The organism is Actibacterium atlanticum (assembly GCF_000671395.1).
GTDB lineage: Bacteria > Pseudomonadota > Alphaproteobacteria > Rhodobacterales > Rhodobacteraceae > Actibacterium_D > Actibacterium_D atlanticum.
In genome coordinates, this window is the sequence record NZ_AQQY01000002.1 from 13,530 (window position 1) to 40,196 (window position 26,667).

Annotated in this window: 31 protein-coding genes; 24 read left to right on the plus strand and 7 right to left on the minus strand. The window is 57.2% G+C overall.

The features are described 5' to 3' along the window. Window positions 1-48: 48 nt before the first annotated feature. On the minus strand, window positions 49-909 hold the full coding sequence (locus ATO10_RS04005) for a hypothetical protein (RefSeq protein WP_035248487.1): 861 nt from the start codon (window positions 907-909) through the stop codon (window positions 49-51). 286 nt (window positions 910-1,195) lie between these two features. Here ATO10_RS04005 and ATO10_RS04010 point away from each other — a divergent pair, with 286 nt between their 5' ends. The 10 genes from ATO10_RS04010 to rplQ all read left to right on the plus strand — a co-directional run bounded on the left by ATO10_RS04010 (window position 1,196) and on the right by rplQ (window position 8,725). Continuing rightward, on the plus strand, window positions 1,196-1,411 hold the full coding sequence (locus ATO10_RS04010) for a DUF1127 domain-containing protein (protein WP_035248489.1): 216 nt from the start codon (window positions 1,196-1,198) through the stop codon (window positions 1,409-1,411). Window positions 1,412-1,676: 265 nt separating this feature from the next. Beyond that, window positions 1,677-2,417 (plus strand): hypothetical protein, encoded by a 741-nt coding sequence (locus ATO10_RS16365; RefSeq protein ID WP_162174077.1) that lies wholly within the window; start codon window positions 1,677-1,679, stop codon window positions 2,415-2,417. Window positions 2,418-2,585: 168 nt separating this feature from the next. After that, window positions 2,586-3,059: a 50S ribosomal protein L15 gene (rplO, locus tag ATO10_RS04020; protein WP_035248494.1), complete on the plus strand. Its 474-nt coding sequence runs from the start codon at window positions 2,586-2,588 to the stop codon at window positions 3,057-3,059. Between the two features lie 106 nt (window positions 3,060-3,165). Further along, window positions 3,166-4,521 carry a preprotein translocase subunit SecY gene (gene secY, locus ATO10_RS04025; RefSeq protein ID WP_035249189.1) on the plus strand — a complete coding sequence of 452 codons (1,356 nt, stop codon included), beginning with the start codon at window positions 3,166-3,168 and terminating at the stop codon, window positions 4,519-4,521. Further along, window positions 4,518-5,099, plus strand: a complete 582-nt coding sequence (locus tag ATO10_RS04030) for an adenylate kinase (protein ID WP_035248496.1) — start codon at window positions 4,518-4,520, stop codon at window positions 5,097-5,099. The genes secY and ATO10_RS04030 overlap by 4 nt, the downstream gene beginning before the upstream one ends. A gap of 189 nt (window positions 5,100-5,288) precedes the next feature. Further along, window positions 5,289-5,657, plus strand: a complete 369-nt coding sequence (gene rpsM / locus ATO10_RS04035; protein ID WP_035248501.1) for a 30S ribosomal protein S13 — start codon at window positions 5,289-5,291, stop codon at window positions 5,655-5,657. Between the two features lie 15 nt (window positions 5,658-5,672). Further along, complete coding sequence (gene rpsK, locus ATO10_RS04040) at window positions 5,673-6,062, plus strand: 30S ribosomal protein S11 (protein WP_035248504.1); 390 nt, start codon at window positions 5,673-5,675, stop codon at window positions 6,060-6,062. Between the two features lie 113 nt (window positions 6,063-6,175). After that, complete coding sequence (locus ATO10_RS04045; protein ID WP_035248506.1) at window positions 6,176-7,192, plus strand: DNA-directed RNA polymerase subunit alpha; 1,017 nt, start codon at window positions 6,176-6,178, stop codon at window positions 7,190-7,192. A 210-nt stretch (window positions 7,193-7,402) separates the two neighbouring features. Then, window positions 7,403-8,119 (plus strand): arsenical resistance protein ArsH, encoded by a 717-nt coding sequence (gene arsH, locus ATO10_RS04050; protein WP_035248509.1) that lies wholly within the window; start codon window positions 7,403-7,405, stop codon window positions 8,117-8,119. A 186-nt stretch (window positions 8,120-8,305) separates the two neighbouring features. After that, a complete protein-coding gene (gene rplQ / locus ATO10_RS04055) occupies window positions 8,306-8,725 on the plus strand; it encodes a 50S ribosomal protein L17 (RefSeq protein ID WP_035248511.1) in 420 nt (139 codons plus the stop codon). Window positions 8,726-8,800: 75 nt separating this feature from the next. Here rplQ and ATO10_RS04060 read toward each other — a convergent pair whose 3' ends face one another. Further along, complete coding sequence (locus tag ATO10_RS04060; protein ID WP_035248512.1) at window positions 8,801-8,983, minus strand: hypothetical protein; 183 nt, start codon at window positions 8,981-8,983, stop codon at window positions 8,801-8,803. A gap of 83 nt (window positions 8,984-9,066) precedes the next feature. On the opposite strand from ATO10_RS04060, the gene ATO10_RS04065 reads away from it, so the two are divergent. From ATO10_RS04065 to ATO10_RS04130, 14 genes are all read left to right on the plus strand, one after another. Continuing rightward, window positions 9,067-9,678, plus strand: coding sequence for a helix-turn-helix transcriptional regulator (locus ATO10_RS04065; protein ID WP_035248514.1), 612 nt, complete (start codon window positions 9,067-9,069; stop codon window positions 9,676-9,678). 57 nt (window positions 9,679-9,735) lie between these two features. Next, the gene (locus tag ATO10_RS04070; RefSeq protein WP_035248516.1) at window positions 9,736-10,326 is read left to right on the plus strand and encodes an acyl-homoserine-lactone synthase; all 591 of its coding nucleotides are present in this window, start codon (window positions 9,736-9,738) and stop codon (window positions 10,324-10,326) included. Between the two features lie 103 nt (window positions 10,327-10,429). Further along, entirely contained in the window at window positions 10,430-11,806 is a 1,377-nt protein-coding gene (locus ATO10_RS04075) for a trypsin-like peptidase domain-containing protein (RefSeq protein WP_035248519.1), read from the plus strand. 45 nt (window positions 11,807-11,851) lie between these two features. Further along, a complete protein-coding gene (locus ATO10_RS04080; protein WP_035248521.1) occupies window positions 11,852-13,153 on the plus strand; it encodes a replication-associated recombination protein A in 1,302 nt (433 codons plus the stop codon). Between the two features lie 119 nt (window positions 13,154-13,272). After that, complete coding sequence (locus ATO10_RS04085; protein WP_035248523.1) at window positions 13,273-13,728, plus strand: c-type cytochrome; 456 nt, start codon at window positions 13,273-13,275, stop codon at window positions 13,726-13,728. Window positions 13,729-13,734: 6 nt separating this feature from the next. Beyond that, a complete protein-coding gene (locus ATO10_RS04090) occupies window positions 13,735-14,337 on the plus strand; it encodes a cytochrome b/b6 domain-containing protein (protein ID WP_035248525.1) in 603 nt (200 codons plus the stop codon). A gap of 50 nt (window positions 14,338-14,387) precedes the next feature. Beyond that, window positions 14,388-14,765 (plus strand): fluoride efflux transporter CrcB, encoded by a 378-nt coding sequence (crcB, locus tag ATO10_RS04095; RefSeq protein WP_035248527.1) that lies wholly within the window; start codon window positions 14,388-14,390, stop codon window positions 14,763-14,765. Next, window positions 14,762-15,805: an RluA family pseudouridine synthase gene (locus ATO10_RS04100; RefSeq protein WP_035248528.1), complete on the plus strand. Its 1,044-nt coding sequence runs from the start codon at window positions 14,762-14,764 to the stop codon at window positions 15,803-15,805. The genes crcB and ATO10_RS04100 overlap by 4 nt, the downstream gene beginning before the upstream one ends. Next, the gene (locus tag ATO10_RS04105; protein ID WP_035248529.1) at window positions 15,802-16,464 is read left to right on the plus strand and encodes an HAD-IA family hydrolase; all 663 of its coding nucleotides are present in this window, start codon (window positions 15,802-15,804) and stop codon (window positions 16,462-16,464) included. Before ATO10_RS04100 ends, ATO10_RS04105 begins: the two co-directional genes overlap by 4 nt. Continuing rightward, the gene (locus ATO10_RS04110) at window positions 16,461-17,186 is read left to right on the plus strand and encodes an ATP12 family chaperone protein (RefSeq protein WP_035248530.1); all 726 of its coding nucleotides are present in this window, start codon (window positions 16,461-16,463) and stop codon (window positions 17,184-17,186) included. The genes ATO10_RS04105 and ATO10_RS04110 overlap by 4 nt, the downstream gene beginning before the upstream one ends. Window positions 17,187-17,402: 216 nt before the next feature. Then, complete coding sequence (locus ATO10_RS04115) at window positions 17,403-18,419, plus strand: amino acid ABC transporter substrate-binding protein (RefSeq protein WP_035248531.1); 1,017 nt, start codon at window positions 17,403-17,405, stop codon at window positions 18,417-18,419. 119 nt (window positions 18,420-18,538) lie between these two features. Continuing rightward, complete coding sequence (locus ATO10_RS04120; RefSeq protein WP_035248532.1) at window positions 18,539-19,792, plus strand: amino acid ABC transporter permease; 1,254 nt, start codon at window positions 18,539-18,541, stop codon at window positions 19,790-19,792. 2 nt (window positions 19,793-19,794) lie between these two features. Further along, a complete protein-coding gene (locus ATO10_RS04125) occupies window positions 19,795-21,111 on the plus strand; it encodes an amino acid ABC transporter permease (RefSeq protein WP_035248533.1) in 1,317 nt (438 codons plus the stop codon). 12 nt (window positions 21,112-21,123) lie between these two features. Further along, entirely contained in the window at window positions 21,124-21,915 is a 792-nt protein-coding gene (locus ATO10_RS04130) for an amino acid ABC transporter ATP-binding protein (protein WP_035248535.1), read from the plus strand. Window positions 21,916-21,961: 46 nt separating this feature from the next. On the opposite strand, the gene ATO10_RS04135 is transcribed toward ATO10_RS04130, so the two are convergent. The 5 genes from ATO10_RS04135 to yidC form a co-directional block, all read right to left on the minus strand. Further along, window positions 21,962-22,465: a SixA phosphatase family protein gene (locus ATO10_RS04135; RefSeq protein WP_035248537.1), complete on the minus strand. Its 504-nt coding sequence runs from the start codon at window positions 22,463-22,465 to the stop codon at window positions 21,962-21,964. 70 nt (window positions 22,466-22,535) lie between these two features. Continuing rightward, window positions 22,536-23,402: an acetylglutamate kinase gene (argB, locus tag ATO10_RS04140; RefSeq protein ID WP_081806424.1), complete on the minus strand. Its 867-nt coding sequence runs from the start codon at window positions 23,400-23,402 to the stop codon at window positions 22,536-22,538. Window positions 23,403-23,468: 66 nt separating this feature from the next. Beyond that, window positions 23,469-24,122, minus strand: coding sequence for a ribosome biogenesis GTP-binding protein YihA/YsxC (yihA, locus tag ATO10_RS04145; protein WP_035248540.1), 654 nt, complete (start codon window positions 24,120-24,122; stop codon window positions 23,469-23,471). Beyond that, entirely contained in the window at window positions 24,122-24,856 is a 735-nt protein-coding gene (locus tag ATO10_RS04150; RefSeq protein WP_035248542.1) for an MOSC domain-containing protein, read from the minus strand. The genes yihA and ATO10_RS04150 overlap by 1 nt, the downstream gene beginning before the upstream one ends. Beyond that, a complete protein-coding gene (gene yidC / locus ATO10_RS04155) occupies window positions 24,856-26,658 on the minus strand; it encodes a membrane protein insertase YidC (RefSeq protein WP_035248543.1) in 1,803 nt (600 codons plus the stop codon). The genes ATO10_RS04150 and yidC overlap by 1 nt, the downstream gene beginning before the upstream one ends. Window positions 26,659-26,667: the final 9 nt, after the last annotated feature.

The following is a 26,667-nucleotide window of genomic DNA, read 5'->3' on the forward strand; positions in this document are numbered from 1 at the left end:
AGGAAACTGCGGGGCGTTTTTGTTTGAGCCTGTGCGGCGCAAGGCCCATCAGAAAAGGATAAGCAGATCGTCGATCGAGGCTTGAGAGGTCGGGGCAAACACAAATTCAACGGCATCTACCGAATCGAACTGGTAGCCGAGTTCGTAATACTGGGATTCGCTGTTGTGGGCGGAAAAGTATGCTCGGCCTACTTCAACTCCGTCATCGTACCCGACAACTGTTACATAGAGCTCTTCTTCCCATGCGGCTGACATGTGAAAAGACTCGAAATCAAAGTTCGTGCCATCTTCGGTCCAGAAGTAAGCTGCTTCTCCAGCACTGTTATAAATGGCAACAGATCCGCTTTCCGTCAGAAAACCAGACTCGGATTGTGCCTCATCCGTTTCAAGAAATGCAAAGTTAGACCAGCTTAGCCCACCGTAACCATCGGGCATCCAGTCGGTATCGCTGTCAGGTGAAGACAAGGTTTCGAAGTCCAGCCGGTCTTCTTCAAAATAGAAGTCGTCGGCACCGATTTGGAGAATGTTGTAGTAATTCTTCAAAAGAACCGAGTTGTCACCAGCTTCGATCAAGACGCCTTCGGCCGTCAACGAAAAGTCGAGATCGCTTAAATCGCTTACGCCAATCCGGGAAAGATCAATTTTATCATACGAACCCCCATCCCAATCGAGAAACACTGTGTGGCTTTGGTCCGCGGCAAGTTCGAGGATATCTGGATTGCCGGAGCTAGAAAAAAAGTAATTGAGTCCTCCGGTCACCATGAAAACGTCATTGCCAGATCCGCCGGAATAAAAGTTGAAAATCCCGGCACCTTCATACCGCGCGTCGCCGGAGCTTTTTATGAAGAAATTGAACCACCCGTTTCCGTAATAGGTGGAGTCGTCACCGACGTAATTTACCAAACCCATTTCAACTCTCCAATAGTTATAGCTTTGACGAATGTTTGAAACCTGTGATTGCACTAATACGAGTGTGTCGCAACACCTACCGATGTCGCACTGATTGCGCTGCTCAGTCGAATGACATTTTTGTTTCACTTCGGAAATACGCTGAATGCTGCATTGCAGAAAATGCATGGCGGGCAGACCGAAACGGCATTTGTTAGCGCTGACCTGTCGGTCTATCTATGAGGCAGGGAGAGGAAATTAGATCAACGCTGGGACTTACCGCCCGCTCCTCTGAAAGGTACTTACTATGGCACATGCAATCCAATCCGCCGGTCTGGGCCAGTTCATCACTGCCAACGTCCGCAAAACTGTGGAAGATCTGAAAGCCGCCATTGAGGCGCGCAAGACCTATGCAAACATCGTACACGAGCTGAATAGCCTCAGCGATCGTGAACTGGATGATCTGGGCGTACGTCGCACTGAAATCCCGAACATCGCGCACGAGCACGCCTACGGCGCCTAAGCGCTTATTACGATCCGAGTTCAACGCCCCGCCGATGCGGGGCGTTTTGTGTTTGTGGATCATCGCAACACCCGTCGCCTTTCATCCCTTAAGAAGTCTCCCGGAAGGTGTCTGAGGTGTTGGCAGCGCTTTCTCAGGGTTGTGCCCTTTGCCCTTTGGGCCCACTATACACCCCACCATGCCACCTAAGCCCCGCGTACAACTTGCCCTGACGTCTCCGCTTGCAACGCATAGTTGGGAGTTTGGGCGGCTTGCACTGCAGGTTTTGTACGATGCCGATCCACGACTGCACCCTGAACGCGTAGGCCTGAATGACACGGACCTGCGCAAAAAGCTGCCTTGTGACACAGTTGAGGATGTTAAACCCCTATGGGCCGTCGGTGCCGAAGATTGGGGAGAGCAACCAGAAAGCGTTGCTTCTGACTTGCATTGGCGTCGTGCTAAGCCGTTGCAGGCAAGGGGTGCATTTGGTCATTTAGGGAAGACTCTTAAGGGCAATCTACTTCCAGCATTTGTTAGATTGACCTGTAATTATCGACCGGATGTTGACCTGTTGCAGCCATTCAAGGCCTGGTGTCGCCTTTATAAACCGACCCAAGCTTACCTCCACTACGTTGGCGCGCCAGAGTTGGAACCAGACTACAGCTACACCATTACCCCAGAGCAGATTAAAAGTGGATATCGCTCTCCGGAAATGGTCCAAAAAGATGCATGGAGCAGTTTTATTCGGGGCACTTTCGGACCGCTTCGGAGGCAGAAGACCCTCAACCTTGGGTGGGTGAACTACTTCCCGAAAGAGTTTGTTCAAAATGGAATGCCTGAGGAACTGGAAGCGATCGGTGTGACCGTTGAGCCCTTCGCCGAAGGGTATATCCTGCAACTCGGGCCGTCACTGGGGGATGTCAAAACTGACTTCAGGACGTTTTCTGAACTCAGGCATCAAGCCAAAGGCGTGCTGGGACGTGAGAGGTTTGTGATCGAAGAAGAGCCGCTGCTGACGGGCTAGGGGGCACCGCAGAGGGGTGCCATCACGTTGCGCGTCGGGGTGCTTGCATGGTTGGGTGGTGTCGTTTATACGCACCCGGTGATCTGAACAGGTCGCAGAATCAACAATCAGAAAAGCCGTGGCTGGCCCGTTACGCTTCGTGGGCCACATCCGGCAAGGAGAAGCGATATGAAATTGCATGAACTGCGCGACAATCCTGGCGCAACCAAACCCCGCAAACGCATTGGTCGTGGTCCCGGTTCGGGCACTGGTAAAACCGGTGGCCGTGGTATCAAAGGTCAAAAGTCGCGTTCGGGTGTGGCCATCAAAGGCTTTGAAGGCGGCCAGATGCCGCTCTACCAGCGTCTTCCTAAGCGTGGCTTCAACAAGCCCAACCGCAAGAAGTTCGCTGTTGTGAACCTGGGCCTGATCCAGAAATTCATCGACGCTGGCAAGCTGGACGCCGGTTCGGACATCACCGAAGACGCTCTGGTCGCTTCGGGCTTGGTGCGCCGCAAACTGGACGGTGTGCGCGTTCTGGCCAAGGGTGAGATCACCGCCAAGGTGACCCTACAGGTCACCGGCGCTTCGAAGTCGGCTGTTGAAGCTGTCGAAAAAGCTGGCGGTTCGCTTTCGGTCACGGCTGCGGCAGCGGCTGAATAAGACCTTGTGAGCGGCGCCAAGGCCGCTTACATCGGTTTCAAGTTTTCCAAGCGCCGCCTGACCGGAAAACGGTTTGGCGGCGTTTCAGTTTGAAAGACAGGGCAATATGGCATCTGCAGCAGAGCAAATGGCCGCAAACATGAGCTGGGGCGCCTTTGGTAAGGCAACCGAGCTGCGTCAGCGGATCTTTTTCACCATTGGTCTTTTGATCGTCTACCGTCTGGGCACCTATATCCCGGTACCGGGCATCGACGGCAACGCGCTTCGCGAGTTTATGGAGCAAGCCAGCCAAGGCATCGGCGGCGTGCTGTCGATGTTCACGGGCGGCGCGCTTGGGCGGATGGGCATCTTTGCTCTGGGCATTATGCCGTATATCTCGGCCTCGATCATCGTACAGCTGATGACAGCGATGGTGCCTCAGCTTGAACAGCTGAAGAAAGAGGGCGAGCAGGGCCGCAAAAAGATCAACCAGTACACCCGCTATGGCACCGTCCTGCTTGCGACCTTCCAAGCCTATGGTCTGGCTGTCAGCCTGCAATCGGGTGAACTGGTGACCAATCCTGGTTTCTATTTCATCGCGGCCACCGTGATTACGCTGGTCGGCGGCACAATGTTCCTGATGTGGCTGGGAGAGCAGATCACCGCGCGCGGCGTCGGCAACGGTATTTCGTTGATCATCTTTGTGGGTATCATCGCTGAAATTCCCGCCGCACTGGCGCAATTCCTGTCGCAGGGCCGTTCGGGCGCTGTGTCACCGGCGCTGATCATCGGGGTGATCCTGATGGTTCTGGTGGTTCTGGCCTTTGTGGTGTTCATGGAGCGCGCCCTGCGCAAAATCCACATTCAGTATCCGCGCCGCCAGGTTGGGATGAAAGTTTACGACGGTGGCTCTTCGCACCTGCCGGTCAAGGTAAACCCCGCAGGCGTGATCCCGGCGATCTTTGCCAGCTCTTTGCTGCTGTTGCCGACCACGATCAGCACCTTCTCAGGCTCGAACGCCGGGCCGGTCATGTCGACCATTCTGGCCTACTTTGGCCCCGGTCAGCCGCTCTATCTGCTGTTCTTCACATCCATGATCGTGTTCTTTGCGTATTTCTATACCTACAACGTCGCCTTCAAGACCGACGATGTGGCCGACAACCTGAAAAACCAGAACGGTTTTATTCCAGGCATTCGCCCCGGTCAGCGCACCGCCGAATATCTGGACTATGTGGTCGCGCGTATTCTGGTGCTTGGCTCGGGCTATTTGGCTCTGGTCTGTCTGCTGCCGGAGATCCTGCGCTCGCAGGCGGCGATCCCGTTCTACTTTGGTGGGACTTCCGTGCTGATTGTCGTGTCGGTAACCATGGACACTATTCAGCAGGTGCAGTCGCATCTTCTGGCGCATCAATACGAAGGCTTGATCGAAAAGTCGCAACTGCGCGGCAAGAGCAAGCGTAAAAAGAGGCCCGCTCGTCGATGAACATTATCCTTATTGGACCGCCGGGTGCCGGCAAAGGGACACAGGCTCAGCGCTTGGTTGACACCCGCAACATGGTTCAGCTGTCCACCGGTGACATGCTGCGTGCGGCACGCACAAGCGGCACCGAAATGGGCAAGCGCGTTGCGGCCGTGATGGACGCTGGCAATCTGGTCACCGATGAGATCGTGATTGGCCTGATCCGCGAAAAGCTGGAAGAGGGCGCCGAGGGCGGCTTCATCTTCGACGGTTTCCCCCGCACTTTGGCTCAGGCCGATGCATTGGGCGAGCTGATGGAAGAAGTGAACCAGTCGCTGGATTCGGTTATTGAGCTTGAGGTCAATGACGAGGTTTTGGTTGATCGCATCGTCAACCGCGCCAAAGAAGCCGTTGCCGCTGGCGGTACTGCCCGCGCCGATGACAATGAGGAAAGCCTGAAAGTGCGCCTGATGGCTTACTACAAGCAGACCTCGCCGCTGATCGGTTATTACCACGCCAAAGGTCAGCTGACCTCGGTCGATGGCTTGGCTGAAATTGATGCCGTCTCGGCGTCGATTCAGGAAGTTCTTGACAAGGCGTAAATCGCCACTTGACCGCTCGCGCAAAAGGCCCTACGCAGACCCTCTCGAAGAGAATCGTCTTGTTAGGGTCTGCGCAAAGCGGGGATATCCAAACAAGATTCGTCCAGGCCCGAAGGTTTACCGCTTTCGGGCTTGAGTTGTGAAAAAAGGTTCTGGAAACACGGAACCGCAACCAAAGGAAAGATCGTCTTGGCACGTATTGCAGGCGTCAACATTCCGACCGGGAAACGCGTCCCGATCGCACTGACATATATCACTGGTATTGGTCACCACTCCGCAGAACTGATCTGCGAGGCAGTAGGCATTGACCGCACCCGCCGCGTTAACGAACTTTCGGATGCCGAAGTTCTGTCCATCCGCGAGCACATCGACGCAAACTTCACCGTTGAAGGTGACCTGCGCCGTGAAGTGCAGATGAACATCAAACGTTTGATGGATCTGGGCTGCTACCGCGGTCTGCGCCATCGTCGTAACCTGCCCGTACGCGGTCAGCGTACCCACACCAATGCTCGTACCCGCAAAGGCCCCGCAAAGGCCATTGCCGGCAAGAAGAAGTAAGGGAGGGTCTGATCAATGGCACGCGAAAAGATTCGTACGAAGAAAAAAGAGCGTAAGAACATTGCCGCTGGCGTGGCGCATGTGAACAGCTCGTTCAACAACACCAAGATCCTGATCTCGGATGTGCAAGGCAACGCGATCTCGTGGTCGTCGGCTGGCACCATGGGCTTCAAAGGCTCGCGGAAATCCACCCCCTATGCTGCTCAGATGGCTGCTGAAGATGCAGGCAAGAAAGCACAGGACCACGGTGTGAAGACGCTGGAAGTCGAAGTTCAGGGCCCCGGTTCGGGTCGTGAATCGGCGCTGCGCGCTCTGGCAGCGATTGGGTTCAACATCACCTCGATCCGCGACGTGACCCCGATTGCACACAACGGCTGCCGCCCGCCGAAGCGCCGCCGCGTCTGATCTGAGTATTTTGCCGGGCGGTGGGGGTTTCCCGCTGCCCGGTACGTCATTTTTTACCTCGGGCGTTGTGTGGTTTTGGACATGGGCGCACAACAAGAATTGAGGAGACAGGCATGATCCACAAGAACTGGCAAGAACTTATCAAGCCGACCCAACTGGAAGTGAAGCCGGGCAACGACCCTGCGCGTCAGGCCACCGCAGTGGCTGAACCGCTGGAGCGTGGCTTTGGTCTGACGCTGGGCAATGCGCTGCGTCGCGTGCTGATGTCGTCGCTGCAAGGTGCGGCGATCACCTCGGTGCAAATCGACAACGTGCTGCATGAATTCTCGTCGATTTCGGGCGTGCGTGAAGATGTCACTGATGTCGTTCTGAACCTCAAGGGCGTTGCCCTGCGCATGGATGCCGAAGGCCCCAAGCGCGTTTCGATTGCTGCCAAAGGCCCCGCCGTTGTCACCGCTGGTGAGATCTCGGAGACCGCTGGCATCGAAGTTCTGAACAAAGACCACGTGATCTGCCACCTGGATGACGGCGCCGATCTGTTCATGGAACTGACCGTGAATACCGGCAAAGGCTATGTTTCGGCTGACAAGAACAAGCCCGAAGATGCCCCCATCGGCCTGATCCCGATCGATGCGATCTACTCGCCGGTCAAGAAAGTTGCCTACGACGTGCAGCCGACCCGTGAAGGTCAGGTTCTGGACTATGACAAGCTGACCCTGAAGGTCGAAACCGACGGTTCGGTCTCGCCCGAAGATGCAATCGCCTTTGCGGCGCGCATCCTGCAGGACCAGCTGACCATCTTCGTCAACTTCGACGAGCCGGAAGCCGCTGGCCGCCAGGACGAAGACGATGGTCTGGAGTTCAACCCGCTGCTGCTGAAGAAGGTAGACGAGCTGGAACTGTCGGTCCGTTCGGCGAACTGCCTGAAGAACGACAACATCGTTTACATCGGCGATCTGATCCAGAAAACCGAAGCCGAGATGCTGCGCACTCCGAACTTCGGCCGCAAATCGCTGAACGAGATCAAAGAAGTGCTTTCGGGCATGGGTCTGCACCTTGGCATGGATGTCGAGGAATGGCCGCCCGAGAACATCGAAGATCTGGCCAAAAAGTTCGAAGATCAGTTCTGATCAAAAGAACCCGGCTAAGAATTCAGGGCAGCGTGCAAGCGCTGCCCTTTTTTGTGCCGTGACAAGATATCTCAACAATAGTTGAAATAATTGTTGTGCGCCCGCGTCACCCCACCTAAGTTCGCCGAAAGTAGAATCGGCCAAGGCCGGGAAAATGTGCCATGACACCAGGGTGAGTTGGCCAAATGATTGACGTGGGACTGCAAGAGAATGCCTGACTTGGAAACGCCGAACCTTGTAGAGGACCAACTTCATCAGCCCGACCTTGGGGCTTTGGGTGCGCCGCTGGCGTCGACACATCCACCGCGCATTTTGCTATTGCACGGATCGTTGCGCGAACAGTCATACTCGCGTCGGGTAAACGAAGAGGCCGCGCGCATTCTACAAAAACTCGGCTGTGAAACACGTGTCTACAACCCGTCGGGGCTGCCGTTGCCGGATGATGCAGATGCTTCCCACCCCAAGGTGCAGGAGTTACGCGATCTGGTTACATGGGCAGAGGGGATGGTCTGGAGTTCGCCTGAACGCCATGGTTCCATGTCTGCAGTCATGAAGCTGCAGATTGATTGGATTCCTCTGTCGATCGGATCGGTGCGGCCAACGCAGGGCAAGACGTTGGCATTGATGCAGGTGGAAGGGGGCTCTCAGAGTTTCAACGCGGTGAACCAGATGCGAATATTGGGCCGTTGGATGCGCTGTCTGACGATCCCGAACCAAAGTTCGGTCGCGCGGGCGTTTACCGAGTTCGATGACGCCGGCCGCATGAAGCCGTCCCCCTATTATCGGCGTATCGTCGACGTGATGGAGGAACTGGTGAAATTCACCCTTCTGACACGTGACATCAAAGAGCACCTGACCGACCGCTACAGCGAACGGGTTGAAAGCGCAGAAGAGCTTTCGAAACGCATGGCGCAAAAGGATATTTAGACGGGTCGGCAGGGGCTTGCTTCGGTCTGTTCTTTAAGATACCAACGCGCATCCGCGATTCCGCTTGGTTTTGCGGGGCATAGAGGCCTTCGGGCCTCTTTGTAGTTCCGGGCATCTGCCCCAAGGAGAGTCGGTGACACGCATCGCTGGCCAGACAAAGCAAAACGAGACCAAAGGAACAAAGATATGCGTCACGCAAAAGGCTATCGTCGCCTGAACCGCACCCACGAACACCGTAAGGCCCTTTGGGCCAACATGGCCGGTTCTCTGATCGAACATGAACAGATCAAAACCACCCTGCCCAAAGCCAAAGAACTGCGCCGCGTCGTAGAGAAACTGGTGACTCTGGGCAAACGTGGTGACCTGCACGCGCGCCGTCAGGCCGCCGCGCAGCTGAAACAAGACCAGTATGTCGAGAAACTGTTCGACGTTCTGGGCCCGCGCTACGCTGAGCGTCAGGGCGGATACGTGCGTATCCTGAAAGCTGGCTTCCGTTATGGTGACATGGCTCCGATGGCGATCATCGAGTTTGTTGACCGTGATGTTGACGCCAAAGGTGCTGCTGACCGTGCCCGCGTTGAAGCTGAAGAAGCTGCAGACGCATAAGGCCGCCCAGTGCGATCAAACGCAAACCCCGCCAGTCTGGCGGGGTTTTTGCGTTTTAGAGATAAGAAAGACAAATCATATGGCCGGAACGGGCTCGTTTATATCTGAATCAGCCAAACTTGCCGTGGCTTCGGCCAGCATTTCGCGCAGCTGCGCGTCTTCGACAGGTGTCGCACCAAGCAACTCTAGCAGGTCCGTACGCACGGAACTGGGCAGGCTCATAAGCTGCATAAAGAGTGTTGGATGTATGGCCTTCACGGATTACTCCAGAGAATTGAAACAGCGACTCACATACATCAATTTAAGGTTGACTGCATTTGACGCAACTTGTCTAAAAAGACATGTTCGAAAAGTCCGTGTTTGATCGTGAGCTTCGTTTGTTGGATTCCCTGGCGCCCAAGGGATACAACATCGGTCTGCATATTCGGTTCACTTCGCCGCTTATGACGTTCCAGACCTATGATACGGAATGGCTGAACTACTATACCGACAATGGGTATGTCCTGCGCGATCCTGTGGTCGCGTGGGGGTTTGCAACCACCGGGGCGACGCGGTGGAGTAACAAAAGACTACCCGATCCGTTCGGCATCATGAAAGAAGCTGAAAGGTTCGGGCTATTATATGGCGCAACGGTCTCCTGTGGCCCAATAAGCTCCAGGACGATTGCAAGCGTGGCGCGAGCAGATCGGGAATTTCAGGACGAAGAGATCAAAGAGATCGAACAAGTCGTTCGTCGTCTTCATGATATGACCGAGCCACCGCAAGAGCTTACAAAAGCTCAGGTCGAGGCGCTAAAGTGCATTGCGGGTGGCGACCGACACGCGGCTGCGGCCGCAAAGCTAGGCATATCGGAAAGCGCTTTAAAAGCTCGGTTAAATTCGGCTCGTCAGCGTCTCATGGCGCGGACCACAGCCGAGGCTATCCAGAGAGCAAAGGAATACAGGCTCCTCTAAGCGTGTTTCGCCCTCCGCAAGGTAATCAACCCTAACCAAACTTTGCAGGAGGCTATCATGCTTACCACGACTCTCTCTTTCGAAAATCTACACAACCATGGCGAGCTTTTCGCGAATATGCTTCGCGCAAGGCGTGAATTGTTCATTGAGCAGAACAAATGGGATTTGCCCGAGGCTCTGGGCATGGAATATGACCAATACGATACCCCAGCCAGCCGCTGGGTGGTTGTACATGACGAACTTGGTCAGGTTCTGGCAGGCAACCGTCTGACCCCGACCACGGCGAAATGTGGCATCTATTCCTATATGATCCGCGATGCACAGAACGGGCTGTTGGATACCATTCCTTCGAACCTTCTGTATGACGAGGCCCCAGTGTCGGACATGATCTGGGAAAGCTCGCGGTTGTTTGTGTCGCAGGCAGTGCCTTTGGCGCAGCGTCGACCGATCTACTTTAAGCTGGTGCTGGAACTGACAAAAGCAGCGCGAAGCCTTGGGGCCACCAGCTGCCTGACTTTGCTGAACGCAAACTGGCCCTTGTGGGCCAAGCGCGTTGGCGTGGATATGACAGCGATGGGGCCAGTAATGGAAATTGATGGGATCAAGAACCAGGTCGTATCAATGAACTTTGCTGCGAACCTGCATTAACAACCGACCTTGCGTCCCTCCGGGCCTGTCCCGGGGGGAGCACCCTGTTGAATAAATAGGCTGGCAGGCGCATATCGAACCCACCATTACTGCGGAGGTTCCGATGCGCCAGCTACTTGTCTTTGTGATCGCGATCATGATGGCGCAATCTGCGCCCGCCCAACAATCTGTGCCCGACAGTCAGGCGCAGGTGACGCTAAGCTATGCGCCGGTGGTTCGACAGGCTGCGCCTGCGGTTGTCAGCATTTACGCTAAGAAACTGGTCGCCGCTCAACGCAGCCCTTTTGCCAATGACCCGTTCTTTGGTCAGCTGTTTCGCGGGCAGACCGCACCACGAATGAAGAACTCGCTTGGGTCGGGGGTGATTTTGTCGCCCGATGGGATCGTGGTCACGAATTTCCACGTGGCTGGCGATTCAGACCAGATCAGGGTCGTGTTGAATGACCGGCGCGAGTTTGCCGCGAAAGTTCTGCTGGCGGATGAAGAGTCTGACCTGGCCATACTGGCGCTAGAAGGTGCGCAGGGATTGCCTGCGCTGAAGTTGCGCGATTCTGACACGATGGAGGTTGGTGATCTGGTGTTGGCCATCGGCAACCCGTTTGGCATTGGCCAGACCGTGTCGGGTGGCATTGTTTCTGGTCTGGCCCGGTCCAACGTGTCGGTAGGCAGTGGCCGGGGGCTGTTCATCCAGACCGACGCGGCGATCAACCCCGGCAACTCTGGTGGGGCGTTGGTGGACATGCAAGGGCGACTGGTGGGGGTGAACACCGCTATTCTGACGCGTTCGGGCGGGTCTAACGGCATCGGCTTTGCCATCCCGGCCAATCTGGTCGCGCGGTTCGTAGAGCAGGCCGAGGCCGGCAATACCAGCTTTGCGCGCCCATGGGCCGGGATATCGGCGCAACCCGTGGACGCGTCCTTGGCAGAGGCTCTGGGCATGACCCTGCCAGAAGGCGTGGTCATCACGCAGCTTCACCCGGCAAGCCCGTTTCGCAAGGCCGGGCTGCGCACAGGCGATGTGATTCTGACCATCGGCAACACGCCGGTAAACACGCCCCAAGAAATGAACTTCCGTATGTCCGCTGAAGGCATCGGCGGTGCACTTGCAATCGAGTACCTGCGCAAGGGCCACATACGCGCGACAGAAGTCGCGATGATGACCGCCCCTGATCTTCCGCCGCGCGAACCTTTCCGCGTCTCCCAAGGTCACACGCTGGCCGGTCTGACGCTCGTCAACGTGAACCCGGCAGTCGCCGATGAGCTTGGTCTGAACCCGGACACCAAGGGGGTGCTGGTGTTGGACCCCGGAGCGGTCGTCGGGCGGGTTGGCCTGCGACGCGGTGATGTGCTGTTGCGGATCAACAAAACCACAATCGAAAGCACCAAAGACGCCGAACGCGCACTGCGTAAGGATGGCCGTAGTTGGTCGGTGGAGTATCTGCGCAACGGTCAACGTGGGTTGTTGCGGTTCCGTATCTAAGCGGCGGGCATTGAACTTGCCGCATGTCGCGCTTTAGGGTGGCCTATGGCTGATCTGTTTGACACTCCGGGCACACCCGACACCGCGCCACGCCCCTTAGCGGATCGATTGCGCCCACGTGCGCTGGCCGAGGTGATCGGACAGGATCACATCCTTGCGCCGGACGCGCCTTTGGGCGTGATGCTGGGGGCAAACAGCCTGTCATCGTTGGTCTTTTGGGGGCCGCCGGGCGTGGGGAAAACCACAATTGCGCGTCTTTTGGCAGATGAAACCGATCTGCATTTCGTGCAGATTAGCGCGATCTTCACCGGCGTTCCCGAATTGCGCAAAGTGTTCGAGGCCGCCAAATTGCGCCGCCAGAACGGCCGGGGCACGCTTTTGTTTGTCGATGAAATCCATCGCTTCAACAAAGCGCAACAAGATGGCTTCCTGCCCCATATGGAAGACGGCACGATCTTGTTGGTTGGCGCCACAACCGAAAACCCCAGTTTCGAACTGAACGCTGCGTTGCTAAGCCGGGCACAGGTTCTGGTGCTGGAACGTTTGTCGCTGGCCGATCTTGAGCTTTTGGCGCAGCGGGCCGAGGGGGAGTTGGGGGTCAAACTTCCCTTGGATGGCCATGCTCGCGAAGCGCTTCTGGAGATGGCCGATGGCGACGGGCGGGCGTTGCTGAACCTGATTGAGCAGGTCGTCGCGTGGAAGGTAGACACGCCTTTGCGGGCGGATCAGCTGGCGACGCGGCTGATGAAACGCGCCGCAGTGTACGACAAATCGGGCGACGAACATTACAATCTGATTTCTGCGCTGCACAAGTCCGTGCGCGGTTCGGACCCGGATGCGGCCCTGTATTGGTTTTCCCGGATGCTGGAAGGCGGCGAGGATCCGCGTTTTCTGGCGCGGCGCCTGACTCGTATGTCGGTCGAGGATATCGCGCTTGCAGACCCGCAAGCGCAAAGCGTGTGCCTGCACGCTTGGGAAACATATGAAAGGCTTGGATCCCCCGAAGGGGAACTGGCTTTGGCTCAGGCGGTCATCTATCTGGCCTTGGCGCCCAAGACCAACGCTGGCTACAAGGCATATAAGGCCGCGCGGGCCGCAGCGGCTAAAACCGGTTCTCTGCCCCCTCCCAAGCATATCCTGAACGCGCCGACCAAACTGATGGAGGATCAAGGCTATGGCGATGGCTATAAGTATGATCACGACGCCGAGGACGGGTTTTCAGGTCAGGACTACTTTCCCGAAGGGATGAAGCACGGTGTTTATTACACCCCTGTAGAGCGCGGGTACGAACGTGAACTGAAACGCCGTGTCGATTATTTCGCCAAATTGCGTGCCAAACGGCAATAGATCGCACATCTGTGTGAACTGTTTCGAAAATATATTGTCTTTAGTGAATTCTTCGACGGATTGTTACATCAGCCCCGTTTTATCTGGGCCACAATATTTAGGTAGCTAGGAGTCCCCCCATGCGAAGAATCGTTATCGCGGCTATGGCCGCGGCCGTTTCCATTCCGACCGTTGCTTTTGCGGCTGACCCCATTCAGGACACCATCAAGGCGCGTCAGGGCTATTACAAGCTGATCGGTGCCAATATGGGCATTCTGGCAGGGATGGCCAAAGGCGAGGTCGACTATGACTCTGATGCGGCTCAGGTTGCTGCTGACAACATTGTTACACTGACCACCTACAATCTGGGCCACCTGTTCATTCCCGGCACATCCAACGCGGATGCAGAAGGCACCCGTGCCCTGCCTGCGATCTGGGAGGATTTCCCAGGTGTAGCCGCCAAGGGCAAAGCCTTTAAAGAAGCCGCCATGGCCATGCAGGCGGTTGCCGGTGCAGGGCAGGGCGAAATGGCGGGTGCCTTGGGCACGTTGGGCGGTACCTGTAAGGGGTGCCACACCGATTATCGCGCCAAGTAAGAGGGGATGAAGATGGCCGACCAGTCCGCCAAAGACCTTACCCGCGTGAAACTGTGGGATCCGGCGTTGCGCCTGTTCCATTGGTCTTTGGTGATCTGCGTTGGTGCCGCGTGGTATCTGGGACAGTTTGGCCCCAATATCATGACCCTGCATTTCTACGCCGGGTATTGCGTGATCGCGTTATTGGTATTTCGGCTGATCTGGGGGCTGGCCGGGCCGGCCCCCGCCCGTTTCAGCCATTTCATCTATGGGCCGAAAACCACGTTTGGATACCTTGCGGGGCTGCGCAAGCCCGAACCCAGCTATTGGCCCGGTCACAACCCCATTGGTGCGCTGTCGGTTTTTGCCATTCTGGCGGTTTTGATTGCCCAGACCGGATCTGGTTTGTTCGCCGACCCTGATGATTTCATCAATGTCGGCCCGCTGGCTGATCAGGTCAGTGCGCAAGCCAACCGGCGCGCCTCGCAAATACATGAGATCGCGTCGAAACTGATCTTGCTGTTGGTTGTGCTGCACCTGTTCGCGATCATCTTCTACAAGCGCTACAAGGGCGAGGACCTTATCAAACCGATGATCACCGGTTGGAAATGGGTCCGCAAGTCGAACTGACCCCCTTGATTTGCTTGACATTAAGGGCCTTGGCGCAGAGGTAAGGCCCCATGATGGCAGTATTGGCACAAGTGGCCCTTGGCGGCGCAATCGGCGCAAGCGGGCGGTATATGACGGGCGTTTTGGCGACCCGGATAATGGGGCATGGTTTTCCATGGGGGACGCTGACGGTGAACGTCGTTGGCTCTTTCGTGATGGGCGCTCTGGCGGTGGTTTTGGCGTTGAAGTTTGACAATCGTTTCGCGCCCTTTTTGATGACCGGAGTGCTGGGCGGATTCACCACCTTTTCAGCCTTTTCACTGGATGCGGTCACGTTGTTTGAACGCGGTCAGGTCGCGACAGCAGCGCTGTATGTCATCACCTCGGTTACCTTGTCGGTTCTGGCGCTGATCGCCGGGCTGGCCCTGGCACGCGGGGTGCTCTCATGAGCCGTGTTCAAACCTTGCAAGTCACCGCTGACGAAGATGATCAGCGCCTTGATCGCTGGTTTCGCCGCCGCTTTCCCCATATCAGTCAGGGCCGCATCGAAAAGATGTGCCGCAAGGGTGAAATTCGCGTTGATGGCGGGCGGGTCAAACCGGCCAGCCGGGTCGAGACCGGGCAGACGGTGCGCGTGCCGCCCTTGCCCGAACCCGGGCAGATCACCGCGGCGGCCAAGCCGCCGGTTTCGGATGCCGATACCAAGCTGATCCAATCCTGTGTGTTGTATCGCGACGACCACATAATTGCCCTGAACAAACCGCCCGGCCTGCCCACACAAGGCGGTAGCAAACAGATACGCCACGTGGATGGCATGGCCGAGGCGCTGAAATTCGGGTTTGATGAAAAACCCCGCCTTGTGCACCGGTTGGACAAGGACACTTCGGGTGTTCTGCTGCTTGCGCGCACACGCGCCGTTGCGGCCAAGTTGACCAGCGCCTTTCGTGCGCGCGACACGCGTAAAATTTACTGGGCTGCCGTGGCCGGGCAGCCGCGCCCCTCGATGGGGACCATCCGTTATGGGCTGGTCAAAGCCCCCGGGCATGGTGCCAAGGGCGAGGGTGAGAAAATGCACTGCATCCACCCCGCACAGGTGGATACAACACCCGACGCAAAGCGCGCGGTCACTGACTATGCCGTGCTGTCTGCGCTGGGGGGGCGGGTAAGCTGGGTTGCCATGGTGCCGATCACCGGGCGCACCCATCAGTTGCGTGCGCATATTGCCGAGATGGGCCATCCAATCATTGGCGACGGCAAGTACGGCGGCTCGGGTCAGGAAAATCTGGGCGATGGCTGGGGCGCACAGCTGGGCGGCGAGATCAGCCGCAAACTACATTTGCATGCGCGCTCGATCTCGCTTGAGCATCCGATAACCGGCGCGCGGCTGAACATCACCGCCAAAATGCCCGAGCACATGATCCGCACATGGAAGTCACTTGAGTGGCACGAAAATGATGTGCCTGCGGATCCGTTCGAAGATCTGGAATGACCCGCCTGAAACTTGCAATCTTTGATGTGGATGGCACGCTGGCAGACAGTCAGGGCCATATCCGCATCGCAATGGAAGGGGCGTTTGACCTTGCTGGCCTGCCCGTGCCCAGCGATGTGCTGAGCATCGTCGGCCTTTCGCTGCCCCAAGCCATGCGCCATCTGGTGCCTGACGCAAGCGAGGCCCAGATTGAAACGTTGGTCGATGGCTATAAAGCCACTTATTCGGCGCATCGGGCAGGAACGTCGCCGGTGCCGCTTTATCCCGGTGCTATGGAGGCTATCAAACAGTTGCATGCCCGCGATGACGTGCTGTTGGGCATCGCCACGGGCAAGTCGCAAAAGGGGCTGCGGCATTTGTTGGCCGCGCACGGGTTAGACCGATACTTTGTAACCACTCAGGTGGCCGACCATCATCCCTCTAAGCCGCACCCGTCGATGGTTCTGACGGCACTTGCGGAAACCGGGGTAGAGGCTTGCGATGCGGTGATGATCGGTGACACCAGCTTTGATATGCAGATGGCCCAAGCCGCGCGCGTGGCCGGGGTTGGTGTCAGCTGGGGGTATCACGGGGTTGCAAATCTGACCCCAGCACGGCATGTGCTGCACGATTTCGCCGAGTTGATCCCGGCGCTGGACCAAATCTGGAGAAACCCATGAGCGACTGGAAAGCAAAACGGTTCTGGGAAAAGGCCGACGCCACACAGGTTGAAGGCGGATTTTCCGTCACCTTGGACGGGCGTGCGATCAAGACACCGGCCAAATCTCCGTTGGTGATGCCCAGCATGGCCATGGCGCTTGCCGTGGCAAAGGAATGGGGCGCACAGGAAGATCAGATAGACCCGCGCACCATGCCGGTGACACGATCCGCCAATGCCGCAATCGACAAAGTGACGCCTCAGTTTGCGGAAGTCGCTGATCTTATCGCAGCCTATGGTGGCTCGGATTTGTTGTGTTACCGCGCTGACGGCCCCGACACGCTGGTCAAACGCCAGAAAGATCGCTGGGATCCGCTGTTGGAGCGTGCCAAACAGGAATTTGAGGCGCCGCTGAACGTGACCAGTGGCGTGATTCCCGTGGCGCAACCCGAAGACAGTCTGGCGAACCTGTCCAAGCAGGTGCATGCGCAAACCCCGTTCCAACTGGCAGGGCTGCATGATCTGGTTTCGATCTCGGGGTCTTTGATTCTGGGACTGGCGGCCACGCGCGGCTGGGCGGATCTGGATGAACTCTGGGGCCTGTCCCGCATTGATGAGACATGGCAGGAAGAGCAGTGGGGAGAGGACGAAGAAGCCACTGCTCTGGCCGAGTCGAAGCGACTCGAGTTCCTGCATGCCGCAAGTTTCTATGAACTTGCTAATCCGAATGCAGGTGCAGCATAAAGCCGCGAAAATCCGCCTGAAATTTAATCAATTGGTCAACGACGCTCCGTAAGGACGAGAGTCGGCTTGTGAAGCTGAATCTCGGGGTTGACGCATTCCCCGAAATTCGCCCAATGTTATAGCACTGGACGGGATTAAAATTCCGGCAGATGCTATCCAAGCCCGAAACGGGCGATAAATCCGCTCAATAGAGTGGTCCATCAGGAAGAGGTTAACATGAACAAATCCGTATTTCTTGGCGCGCTAACCGTTGCGGGCCTTGCCGCAGTTGGTGCATCAGCTTCGACGCTTGATGACATCAAAGCGCGCGGCAAGATCAACTGCGGTGTGACTGAAGGGACCCTCGGTTTCTCGTCGCGCGACGCCGAAGGCAAGCATGGCGGTTTCGACGTTGAGTTCTGCCGCGCTCTGGGCGCTGCAATCTTCAATGACACCGAAGCTGTCGAATATGTGGAACTGTCGTCGAAAAACCGTTTCACCGCGCTGAGCGCTGGTCAGGTTGATTTGCTGTATCGTACCACCACCTGGACTTTCTCGCGCGATGTCGACCTGAAAACCACCTTCGTAGGCATCAACTACTACGATGGTCAGGGCTTCATGGTGCCCAAAGATCTGGGCGTTGCGTCTGCAAAGGAACTGGAAGGTGCAACTGTCTGCATCGAGACCGGCACCACCACCGAGCTGAACCTGGCTGACTTTTTCCGTGCCAACGGCATGACCTACGAGCCCCTGCCCGTAGGCGGCACCACCGAAGCAAAAGCCTTCTTTGAAGAAGGGGCTTGCGACGTTTACACCACGGATGCCTCGGCGCTTGCCGGTGTACGTGCTTCGCTGAAAGCGCCGGACAGCTATATCATCCTTCCCGAAATCGTCTCGAAAGAGCCGCTGGGCCCGACTGTGCGTCACGGTGATGACCAGTGGGCAGACATCGTGCGCTGGGTCCAGAACGCTCTGGTCGCTGCTGAAGAGCACGGTGTGACCTCGGCCAATGTTGCCGAACTGTCGAAAGGCACCGAGAACCCGTCGATCAACCGTCTGCTGGGTGCCGAAGGCAGCCTGGGCGAGATGCTGGGTCTGGACAATGACTACGCCGCTCGTGCGATCGCAGCCGTTGGCAACTACGGTGAGATCTTCGAGAAAACCATCGGTGAAAGCACTCCGATCGGCCTGCCGCGCGGCCTGAACGCGCTGTGGACCGAAGGTGGCCTGCAATACTCGCCGCCGTTCCGGTAAGAACATGGGTAAGGGGCGCCACTTGGGCGCCCCTTGTCCTTTACCCTTGCGATTATTCTCTTTGAATGCCGATGTGACGAAAGGGGTCCGACGTCTTCGTCAGGACGCAAAGGTGATCTATGTCTGATATGACTTCCCCCCCCAAGCAGAGCTTCAAGTTCTCCATGTTGCTCTACGATTCCCGATATCGCGGAATCACGATCCAGATTTTTGTGCTTGTTATGGTGCTGGGTTCATTGGGTTGGCTGGCAGGCAACGCCGCCACCAACCTGGCCGCCCTGGGCAAGCCGTTGCGGTTTGATTTTCTTGGCGACACTGCCAGTTATGACATCAGCCAGCGACTGATTGACTATAAATCCACAGACAGTCACGGACGCGCCGTTCTGGTTGGTCTGTTGAATACCTTGCTGGTGGCCTTCATGGGCTGCGTTGCCGCGACCATTCTGGGTGTTATTGGCGGCGTGTTGCGCCTGTCCAACAACTGGTTGGTATCGCGGCTTGTTGCCGTCTACGTCGAAATTTTCCGCAACATCCCCGTGTTGCTGTGGATTTTCGTCTGCATGTTCACCATCACGGCCATCGCCCCACAACCGCGTGACTTCCGGGGTGACAACGCCACGGCGTCGATGTTGCTGAATGACTCGGTTGCGGTGACCAATCGCGGGATTTACCTGCCCGAACCTCTGTTTAGCCGCCCGCTGGGCGACCTGAACCTTGGCATCTTTAACATGAGCATCGAGCTGCTGGTCCTGCTCGTTGTCCTGTTCGGTGGTGTTTATGCTGCGCGATGGAACAACGCCCGCGCGAACCGCATTCAGGTGGAAACCGGGGATCGCCCCGATACAACTTGGGCGAACGTTGCGATCATCGTTGTGCCGTTGTTGGCCGCGCTGCTTGCCATGGGCTTTCACATCGGCAAACCCGAGCTGAAAGGCTTTAACTTCAAAGGTGGCGTCAATATGAGCGCCCCCTTGATCGGTCTTTGGCTGGGTCTGACGCTCTATACGACGACCTACATCATTGAAGCCGTGCGTTCGGGCATCCAGTCCGTCAGCAAGGGGCAATCCGAGGCGGCGTTCGCGCTGGGCCTGCGTCCGGGCCGCACCATGAGCCTTGTGATCCTGCCACAGGCATTGCGGGTGATTATCCCGCAGCTGATCTCGCAGTACCTGAACCTGACCAAGAACAGTTCGCTGGCTGTCGCCATCGGCTACATGGATCTGGTGTCTACCCTGGGCGGTATCACGCTGAACCAGACCGGTCGCGAAATGGAGGCAATCTTGATGCTGATGGCGATCTACCTGACCATTTCACTTCTGATCTCGGCTGGGATGAACTGGTACAACACGCGCGTCAAATTGGTGGAGCGGTAAGAATGTCTAATACACTTTCCTTTGTTCGCACCGAAATGCTGCCACAAAAGACGCCACCTGCGTCAAGTGTCGGCTTGCAGGGTTGGCTGCGTGAGAACCTGTTCTCGTCGGTTGGCAATTCGATCCTGACACTCCTCACCCTGGGCTTTCTGGCGCTTATCCTGTCAAATATTCTGCCATGGGTCCTGTTTGGCATCTGGGATGCAGGGTCGCTGACAGAATGTCGCGCCATGTTCGCCGAACGCTATGCGGATGGTCGCGAGTACGCCTGTTGGGCGGTGGTTACGGACCGTTGGGATCAATTGATCTTTGGGTATTCTTTCGGGAACCTGCATGAAGGTCTTTATTGGCGCCCGATAGTGGGCCTCGCCCTGATCCTGTTGGCGCTGTCGCCGATCCTCTATCCCAACCTGCCGCGCGGGCTGTATATCGCAACAGCCGCGTCGATCTTCCTGTATCCTTGGCTGATCTGGGGCGGGTCGATCTGGGGGCCGCTGACATTGGCGCTTTGCATCATTGCGGCGGTTTTCGCCTATCGCGCCGTCGCAAAAGAAGTCTCAAGCCTGATCGCGATACCCGCGTCGTTGCTGGTTTTAGGTGTGCTGGTGTTCTTTGCCATGTCACCGGTTTCAAGCGGTTTGAACGCTGTTGCCCCGATTGAATTGCAACCAGTGCCCTCACGTGAAATCTCGGGCTTTGTGTTGTCGATCACCATCGGGATCGTGGCCATTGTGGCTTCTCTTCCGATCGCGGTTTTCCTCGCGCTGGGGCGTCAGTCGAACCTGTTTATCGTTAACAAGTTGTCGACCGGCTTTATCGAGATCATTCGCGGTGTGCCGCTGATCACCTTGATTTTTGTGGCGACGATCCTGCTGAAGTATTTCCTGCCCAGTTCGGTCAACCTTGACCCGGTGGTCGCGGTGATGGTTCTGGTGACCTTGTTCACCGCAGCCTATATCGCCGAGGTGATCCGGGGTGGTCTGGCGGCCCTGCCCAAGGGCCAGTACGAGGCTGCGGATGCGCTGGGACTGACCTATTGGCAGGCGCAGCGGCAGATCATCCTGCCGCAGGCTCTGAAGATCTCGATCCCCGGCATCGTGTCGAACTTCATCTCGGTGTTCAAAGACACCACGCTGGTTTCCATCGTGGCGTTGAACGACCCGCTTGGGATTTCGAACGCAATTCGATCCAACAGTGACTGGAACGGCATCGTATGGGAGCTTTACGGCTTCATCGCGATTGTCTTCTGGATCTTCTGTTTCTCCATGTCCCGTTATTCCATGTCGCTGGAGCGTAAGCTTCAGACCGGACACCGCTAAAAGGAGGCTTTCATGTCTGATGTAGCCGTAGAACGTCAAATCGACCGCTCCAAGATGCAAGTCTCGAAAGAGGTCGCGATTGAAATCGTCAATATGAACAAATGGTATGGGCAGTTTCACGTGCTGCGCGATATCAACCTGACCGTCCACAAAGGCGAACGCATCGTGATCGCCGGGCCGTCGGGGTCGGGTAAGTCCACCATGATCCGCTGTATCAACCGTCTGGAAGAGCACCAACAGGGCAGCATCATCGTGGACGGAACCGAGCTGACCTCGGATCTTAAGAACATCGACAAGATCCGGTCAGAAGTTGGTATGTGCTTCCAGCACTTCAACCTGTTCCCGCATCTGACGATCCTTGAGAACTGCACGCTAGCGCCGATCTGGGTGCGTAAAGTGCCCAAGAAGGAAGCCGAGGAAACGGCGATGCACTTCCTGGAAAAGGTCAAGATCCCGGATCAGGCCAACAAGTTCCCCGGCCAGCTTTCGGGCGGTCAGCAGCAGCGTGTGGCCATCGCGCGTTCGCTGTGCATGAAGCCGCGCATCATGCTGTTTGACGAACCGACCTCTGCGCTTGATCCAGAGATGATCAAAGAGGTGCTCGACACCATGATCGAACTGGCCGAAGAGGGTATGACCATGCTTTGCGTGACGCACGAGATGGGCTTTGCCCGTCAGGTGGCCAACCGCGTGATCTTTATGGATCAGGGCCAGATCGTGGAACAGAACGAACCGGAAGAGTTCTTCAACAACCCGAAATCGGAACGTACCAAGCTGTTCCTAAGCCAGATTTTGGGTCACTGAACTAAGTTCAAGAAGCTGAAAAACCCGGCCCTTGCGCCGGGTTTTTTCATGCCAGATCGGCAGGAACCGCAAAGTCCAATGCGCGCCCCGTGCCCAGCTTTAGCTCGGCCCAATCGGCGATGTCGAACTCGGCGATCAGCGTGGCGCAGGTCGGATAATCCCGAAAACGGGGGTGTTTGGGGGCATTGGCCAGCAGACGTTCGGCAAATTCTCCAATACCCGGATTGTGGCCCAACATCATAACGGGTGACGCGGCACAGCCGTGCAAAACCGATAGCATCGTCGCAACATGCGCATGATAGAGCCGCGGGTCGCGTCGCATCAGGGTTGTGTCGGGAAAGGCAGGGGCGATGCGCTCCCATGTTTCCAGAGTGCGGCGCGCCGTAGAGCTGACCACCTCGGCCGGAATGTGGGCATTGCTTGCCAGCCATTTTCCAACCAAGGGCGCGGATTTTTGACCACGTCGGTTCAACGGGCGATCATGATCCGTCTGCGCAGGGTCGTCCCAGCTGGACTTGGCATGTCGGACAAGTATCAGGCGCAGGCTCATGATGCGGTTTTACCAAGGACTTCCGTGTTCCCGGTCATCTTTGCACAGCTTAGCGCGCCGACACAATCTTTCAGCGTTGCGGACGGATCAACGACCCTGCGCCATGCTCTGTGAATAGCTCAAGCAGGCAGGCATTCGGTGCGCGCCCGTCCAGAATCACCACGGCGCGCACGCCGCCCTCTATTGCATTCAGCGCGGTTTCAGTCTTGGGTATCATGCCGCCAGCGATTACGCCGCTTTCGGTCAGCGCGCGGATTTGCTCGGGTGTGATTTCGGTCAGAACTTCGCCCTGCGCGTCTTTCACGCCAGCCACATCCGTCAGCAACAACAGGCGATCGGCCTCAAGCGCGGCGGCCACGGCACCGGCTGCGGTGTCGCCGTTGACGTTGAAGGTTTCACCGTCGCGGCCCATGCCCAAGGGGGCGATCACGGGGATGATCTCGGCCTCAAACAGCTTGCGCAGCACATCGGTGTTCATCTCCGTCGGGGTGCCGACAAAGCCCAGATCGGGGTTGGTTTGTTCGCAGAACATCAGGTTGCCGTCTTTGCCCGACAGGCCCACGGCCTTGCCTCCCTGACTGCTGATAGCTTGCACAATCCGCTTGTTTACAAGGCCCGACAGAACCATTTCCACCACTTTCACGGTGGCGGCATCCGTCACGCGTTTGCCGTTCACGAACTCGGATTTGATCTCAAGCTTGTCCAGCATTTCGTTGATCATCGGCCCGCCGCCATGCACGACCACGGGGTTGATCCCGACCTGACGCATCAGCACGATATCGCGGGCGAAACTGGCCATCTGCTCGTCATCACCCATCGCGTGGCCGCCGAACTTTACTACGACGGTCGCGTCTTCATAGCGCTGCATAAAGGGCAGGGCTTTGGACAGGGTCTGGGCGGTGGCGATCCAATCGCGGTGCATGCTTTGTGTCTTCATTTTTGGTCCTCGGGTTGAGGAGTGGTAAAACAGCTGGCGGCTTGTGCCAAGGGCATTTGCTGTGGGCTATTCGATCCCGGCAATGATCGCGCGCAGGGTTGCGATGCCGTCGCCTTTTTCCGAACTGGTCACCACAAGTTCCGGATAAGCGGCAGGATGGTTTGAAAGCGCTGCACGAACCTGGTTCAAAACCTTGTCGCGATCCTTGGCTTTGACCTTGTCGGCCTTGGTCAGAACCACCTGAAACGTCACCGCCGCGCTGTCCAGAAGCGCCATGATTTCCTCGTCCACGGCTTTTACCCCGTGGCGTGCGTCAATCAGAACAAAGGCCCGTCTTAGGGTCTGGCGGCCAGAAAGATAGGCCTTCAGCAGACGTTGCCACTTTTCGACCACGGGCAAGGGGGCTTCGGCATAACCATAGCCGGGCAGGTCGACCAGAAAAGGGCCACCCAGTGTGGTGAAATAGTTGATTTCTTGCGTGCGCCCCGGCGTGTTCGAGGCGCGCGCCAATCCTTTGCGCCCTGTCAGGGCGTTGATCAGGCTGGATTTGCCGACGTTCGAACGCCCGGCAAAGCACACTTCAAGCCGGTCTGCAGGGGGCAGGCCATCCATGGCCACCACACCTTTCAGGAAGTCGGTTTCACCAGCAAAAAGCTTGCGGCCGCGTTCTAGGCTTGCGGCGTCCGGCTGTTCAACGATGGGAAAGGGGAGCGGTTTCATCAGATTACCTCGACCTTGTCACCGGTGGCGATGTCGCCGCCTTTGGTGACGACGGCTTTGACGCCGAAATCAATATGGCCCCAGTGCTGGCGCAGCAGTTGCAGCGTGTTGGTGTCGCGGAGACCGGTGTTGGGGTCAACTTCGGTCGCGCGACAGCGGTCTATCTTTTCGTCGACACGCAGTTCGGTATCGCCGATGCGCAGGGTGCGGCCAACCCAGCCCAGTTCTTCGAACGGGGCCAGCCCATCAAGCCACAGGTTGCCCCGGAACCGGCGCGGATCCATTGCATGGCCCGCCTTTTCCGACAAAGCGTCCAGCGAGGCCCGGCCCAGGATCGACACGGAGGGAAACGCCGCATCTGCCATCCCGGTTTCAGGAGCCTTCACCAAAGTATGTGGCGCAGGGCGTTCGGGGTCATAGATCGCCGCGACCCAATCGACCAAAGCCTGCGCATCGGTTTCGGGGTTCACGGTGATGTCGGACTGATCCGGGTGGCTGAGGGTGATCAGATCACCATCGACAACCGCGGTTACGGCCATCAGGGACGGGCCCAAACAGCCGCGCGCAAAGTTGCCGCACCGTTGCCATTCCCCGGTGTCCTCGGTTCCTGACGCCAAGATCGCCCAAGCACGATCCAACGGTAAGGGGCGGTTTTCAGACAAGGTGATCTGGCCCAATTCCTCGGCACCCACCCCTTTGATGGGGTGGCGCCAGATTTGGGCCAGAGCTGGCATTACTTGTCTTCCTTGGACGAACGCTTCAAGCCCGAAGTGATGTTACCCAGCACGTCAGGCTTATAACCCTGGCTGCGCATGATCGTGTACTGCTGGATAAAGGTGATTGTGTTGTTCGCAATCCAGTAGACCACCAGACCCGAGGCAAAGCTGCCCAGCATGAACATGAACACCCAGGGCATCCAGGCAAAGATCATTTTTTGCGTTGGATCGGTGGGGGCCGGGTTCAGTTTTTGTTGCAGGTACATCGAGATGCCCAGCAGGATCGGCAGCACGCCCAGCGATACGATCGCAAAGATCGATTCGGGCCCGGGGGTGGCGAAGGGCAGCAGGCCAAACAGGTTCAGGATAGAGCTGGGGTCAGGCGACGAAAGGTCTTTGATCCAGCCGATCCATTCGGCATGGCGCAGTTCGATGGTGACGAAGATCACCTTGTAGAGCGAGAAGAAGATCGGAATCTGCAACAGAATCGGCAGACAGCCCGACGCCGGGTTGACCTTTTCCTTCTTATACAGCTGCATCATTTCCTGTTGCAGCTTCTGGCGGTCGTCGCCGGTGCGCTCTTTGATTTTCTCCATCTCGGGCTGAAGTTCTTTCATCTTCGCCATCGAGACATAGGATTTGTACGCCAGCGGGAACAGCACGGCCTTGATGATCAGCGTTAGGGCGATGATCGCCCAGCCCATGTTGCCGATCATGCCATTCAGCATGTGCAACAGGCGGAAAATCGGTTTGGTCAGGAAGCTGAACCAGCCCCAGTCAATCGAGTTGACGAAGTTGTAAATCCCGTCTTCCGCCTCATACGATTTGATGGTTTCCCATTCTTTCGCACCGGCGAACAGGCGGGTGGTGACTTCGGCACTGGCGCCAGCGGCCAGATCAACAGTCGGCATACGAGCTTCGGTCAGATAGATGTCCTGCGCCGAATTGTATTTCATCACCGAGGTAAACGGCTGATCGTTTTGCGGGATCAGCGTGGTCATCCAATAGTGGTCAGTGAAGCCGATCCAACCGTTTCCGGCGACTTCCTCGACGTCGGCATTGGCGCCCCAGCGGGCGTCATTATCCAGTTTGCGCAGCTTCTTATAGTTCAGCTCGGTCAGCTCTTCGCCGGTTTGGCGAATGGCACCTTCATGGATGATGAAGAACCCTTTCAAGTCATCGGGTTCGCCATGGCGTTCGATCCGGCCATACGGGGCCAGACGGGCGCCTGCGGCGCTGTTGTTCCGTACAGACTGGGTGACCGACAGCATGAAGTTTTCGTCCACGCTGATCGTGCGGCGGAAGGTCAGGCCTTTGTCATTGTCCCAACGTAGGATGACCGGGGTCGAGGTGGTCAGGCTGGCGCCGCTTTCCACGGTCCAGATGGTATTGGCCCCCGGGACGTCTTCGAAGCCCAGATCGCCACCCGGCGCCCAGCCATAAAGGGCGAAATAGGCATAGTCGGCGCTTTGAGGCTTGAGAACCTGAACGGTGTCGCTGTCCTCAGCCAGGGTCTGGCGATAGTCCTTCAGCGACAGCGTGTCGATGCGCCCACCCATGGTCGAGATGGAGCCAGCAAGTCGCGGTGTATCAATATCAATGCGTGCGGCAGTCTGCGCCGGTTGGGGCGCCGGTTCTGCCGTGGTGGCGGCTTGCGCCACGGGCGCGTCGGCGGCCGGGGGCAGCAGGTTGCCTTCGGCGGCAGCTTGCTCGGGAGTCAGTTGCTGGGGCTCCTCGGGGGGGAACAGCAGGAACCACACGAGGATCACCACAAAGCTGAGCACGGAAGCGAGGATTAGGTTCTTATTCTGATCGTCCATCTGAGGCCG

What these genes read in the sequence shown, in the direction of transcription:
- ATO10_RS04090 (WP_035248525.1), top strand. Translation starts at nt 13,735, where the DNA reads ATGAAGATGGCCGACCAGTCCGCCAAAGACCTTACCCGCGTGAAACTG.
- yidC (WP_035248543.1), bottom strand. Translation starts at nt 26,658, where the DNA reads ATGGACGATCAGAATAAGAACCTAATCCTCGCTTCCGTGCTCAGCTTT.
- ATO10_RS04065 (WP_035248514.1), top strand. Translation starts at nt 9,067, where the DNA reads ATGTTCGAAAAGTCCGTGTTTGATCGTGAGCTTCGTTTGTTGGATTCC.
- ATO10_RS04135 (WP_035248537.1), bottom strand. Translation starts at nt 22,465, where the DNA reads ATGAGCCTGCGCCTGATACTTGTCCGACATGCCAAGTCCAGCTGGGAC.
- ATO10_RS04045 (WP_035248506.1), top strand. Translation starts at nt 6,176, where the DNA reads ATGATCCACAAGAACTGGCAAGAACTTATCAAGCCGACCCAACTGGAA.
- ATO10_RS04030 (WP_035248496.1), top strand. Translation starts at nt 4,518, where the DNA reads ATGAACATTATCCTTATTGGACCGCCGGGTGCCGGCAAAGGGACACAG.
- ATO10_RS04085 (WP_035248523.1), top strand. Translation starts at nt 13,273, where the DNA reads ATGCGAAGAATCGTTATCGCGGCTATGGCCGCGGCCGTTTCCATTCCG.
- ATO10_RS04105 (WP_035248529.1), top strand. Translation starts at nt 15,802, where the DNA reads ATGACCCGCCTGAAACTTGCAATCTTTGATGTGGATGGCACGCTGGCA.
- rpsK (WP_035248504.1), top strand. Translation starts at nt 5,673, where the DNA reads ATGGCACGCGAAAAGATTCGTACGAAGAAAAAAGAGCGTAAGAACATT.
- ATO10_RS04075 (WP_035248519.1), top strand. Translation starts at nt 10,430, where the DNA reads ATGCGCCAGCTACTTGTCTTTGTGATCGCGATCATGATGGCGCAATCT.
- rplQ (WP_035248511.1), top strand. Translation starts at nt 8,306, where the DNA reads ATGCGTCACGCAAAAGGCTATCGTCGCCTGAACCGCACCCACGAACAC.
- rplO (WP_035248494.1), top strand. Translation starts at nt 2,586, where the DNA reads ATGAAATTGCATGAACTGCGCGACAATCCTGGCGCAACCAAACCCCGC.
- argB (WP_081806424.1), bottom strand. Translation starts at nt 23,402, where the DNA reads ATGAAGACACAAAGCATGCACCGCGATTGGATCGCCACCGCCCAGACC.
- ATO10_RS04120 (WP_035248532.1), top strand. Translation starts at nt 18,539, where the DNA reads ATGTCTGATATGACTTCCCCCCCCAAGCAGAGCTTCAAGTTCTCCATG.
- arsH (WP_035248509.1), top strand. Translation starts at nt 7,403, where the DNA reads ATGCCTGACTTGGAAACGCCGAACCTTGTAGAGGACCAACTTCATCAG.
- secY (WP_035249189.1), top strand. Translation starts at nt 3,166, where the DNA reads ATGGCATCTGCAGCAGAGCAAATGGCCGCAAACATGAGCTGGGGCGCC.
- yihA (WP_035248540.1), bottom strand. Translation starts at nt 24,122, where the DNA reads ATGAAACCGCTCCCCTTTCCCATCGTTGAACAGCCGGACGCCGCAAGC.
- ATO10_RS04115 (WP_035248531.1), top strand. Translation starts at nt 17,403, where the DNA reads ATGAACAAATCCGTATTTCTTGGCGCGCTAACCGTTGCGGGCCTTGCC.
- ATO10_RS04150 (WP_035248542.1), bottom strand. Translation starts at nt 24,856, where the DNA reads ATGCCAGCTCTGGCCCAAATCTGGCGCCACCCCATCAAAGGGGTGGGT.
- ATO10_RS04080 (WP_035248521.1), top strand. Translation starts at nt 11,852, where the DNA reads ATGGCTGATCTGTTTGACACTCCGGGCACACCCGACACCGCGCCACGC.
- ATO10_RS04100 (WP_035248528.1), top strand. Translation starts at nt 14,762, where the DNA reads ATGAGCCGTGTTCAAACCTTGCAAGTCACCGCTGACGAAGATGATCAG.
- ATO10_RS04010 (WP_035248489.1), top strand. Translation starts at nt 1,196, where the DNA reads ATGGCACATGCAATCCAATCCGCCGGTCTGGGCCAGTTCATCACTGCC.
- ATO10_RS04125 (WP_035248533.1), top strand. Translation starts at nt 19,795, where the DNA reads ATGTCTAATACACTTTCCTTTGTTCGCACCGAAATGCTGCCACAAAAG.
- ATO10_RS04130 (WP_035248535.1), top strand. Translation starts at nt 21,124, where the DNA reads ATGTCTGATGTAGCCGTAGAACGTCAAATCGACCGCTCCAAGATGCAA.
- crcB (WP_035248527.1), top strand. Translation starts at nt 14,388, where the DNA reads ATGATGGCAGTATTGGCACAAGTGGCCCTTGGCGGCGCAATCGGCGCA.
- ATO10_RS04110 (WP_035248530.1), top strand. Translation starts at nt 16,461, where the DNA reads ATGAGCGACTGGAAAGCAAAACGGTTCTGGGAAAAGGCCGACGCCACA.
- ATO10_RS04070 (WP_035248516.1), top strand. Translation starts at nt 9,736, where the DNA reads ATGCTTACCACGACTCTCTCTTTCGAAAATCTACACAACCATGGCGAG.
- ATO10_RS04005 (WP_035248487.1), bottom strand. Translation starts at nt 909, where the DNA reads ATGGGTTTGGTAAATTACGTCGGTGACGACTCCACCTATTACGGAAAC.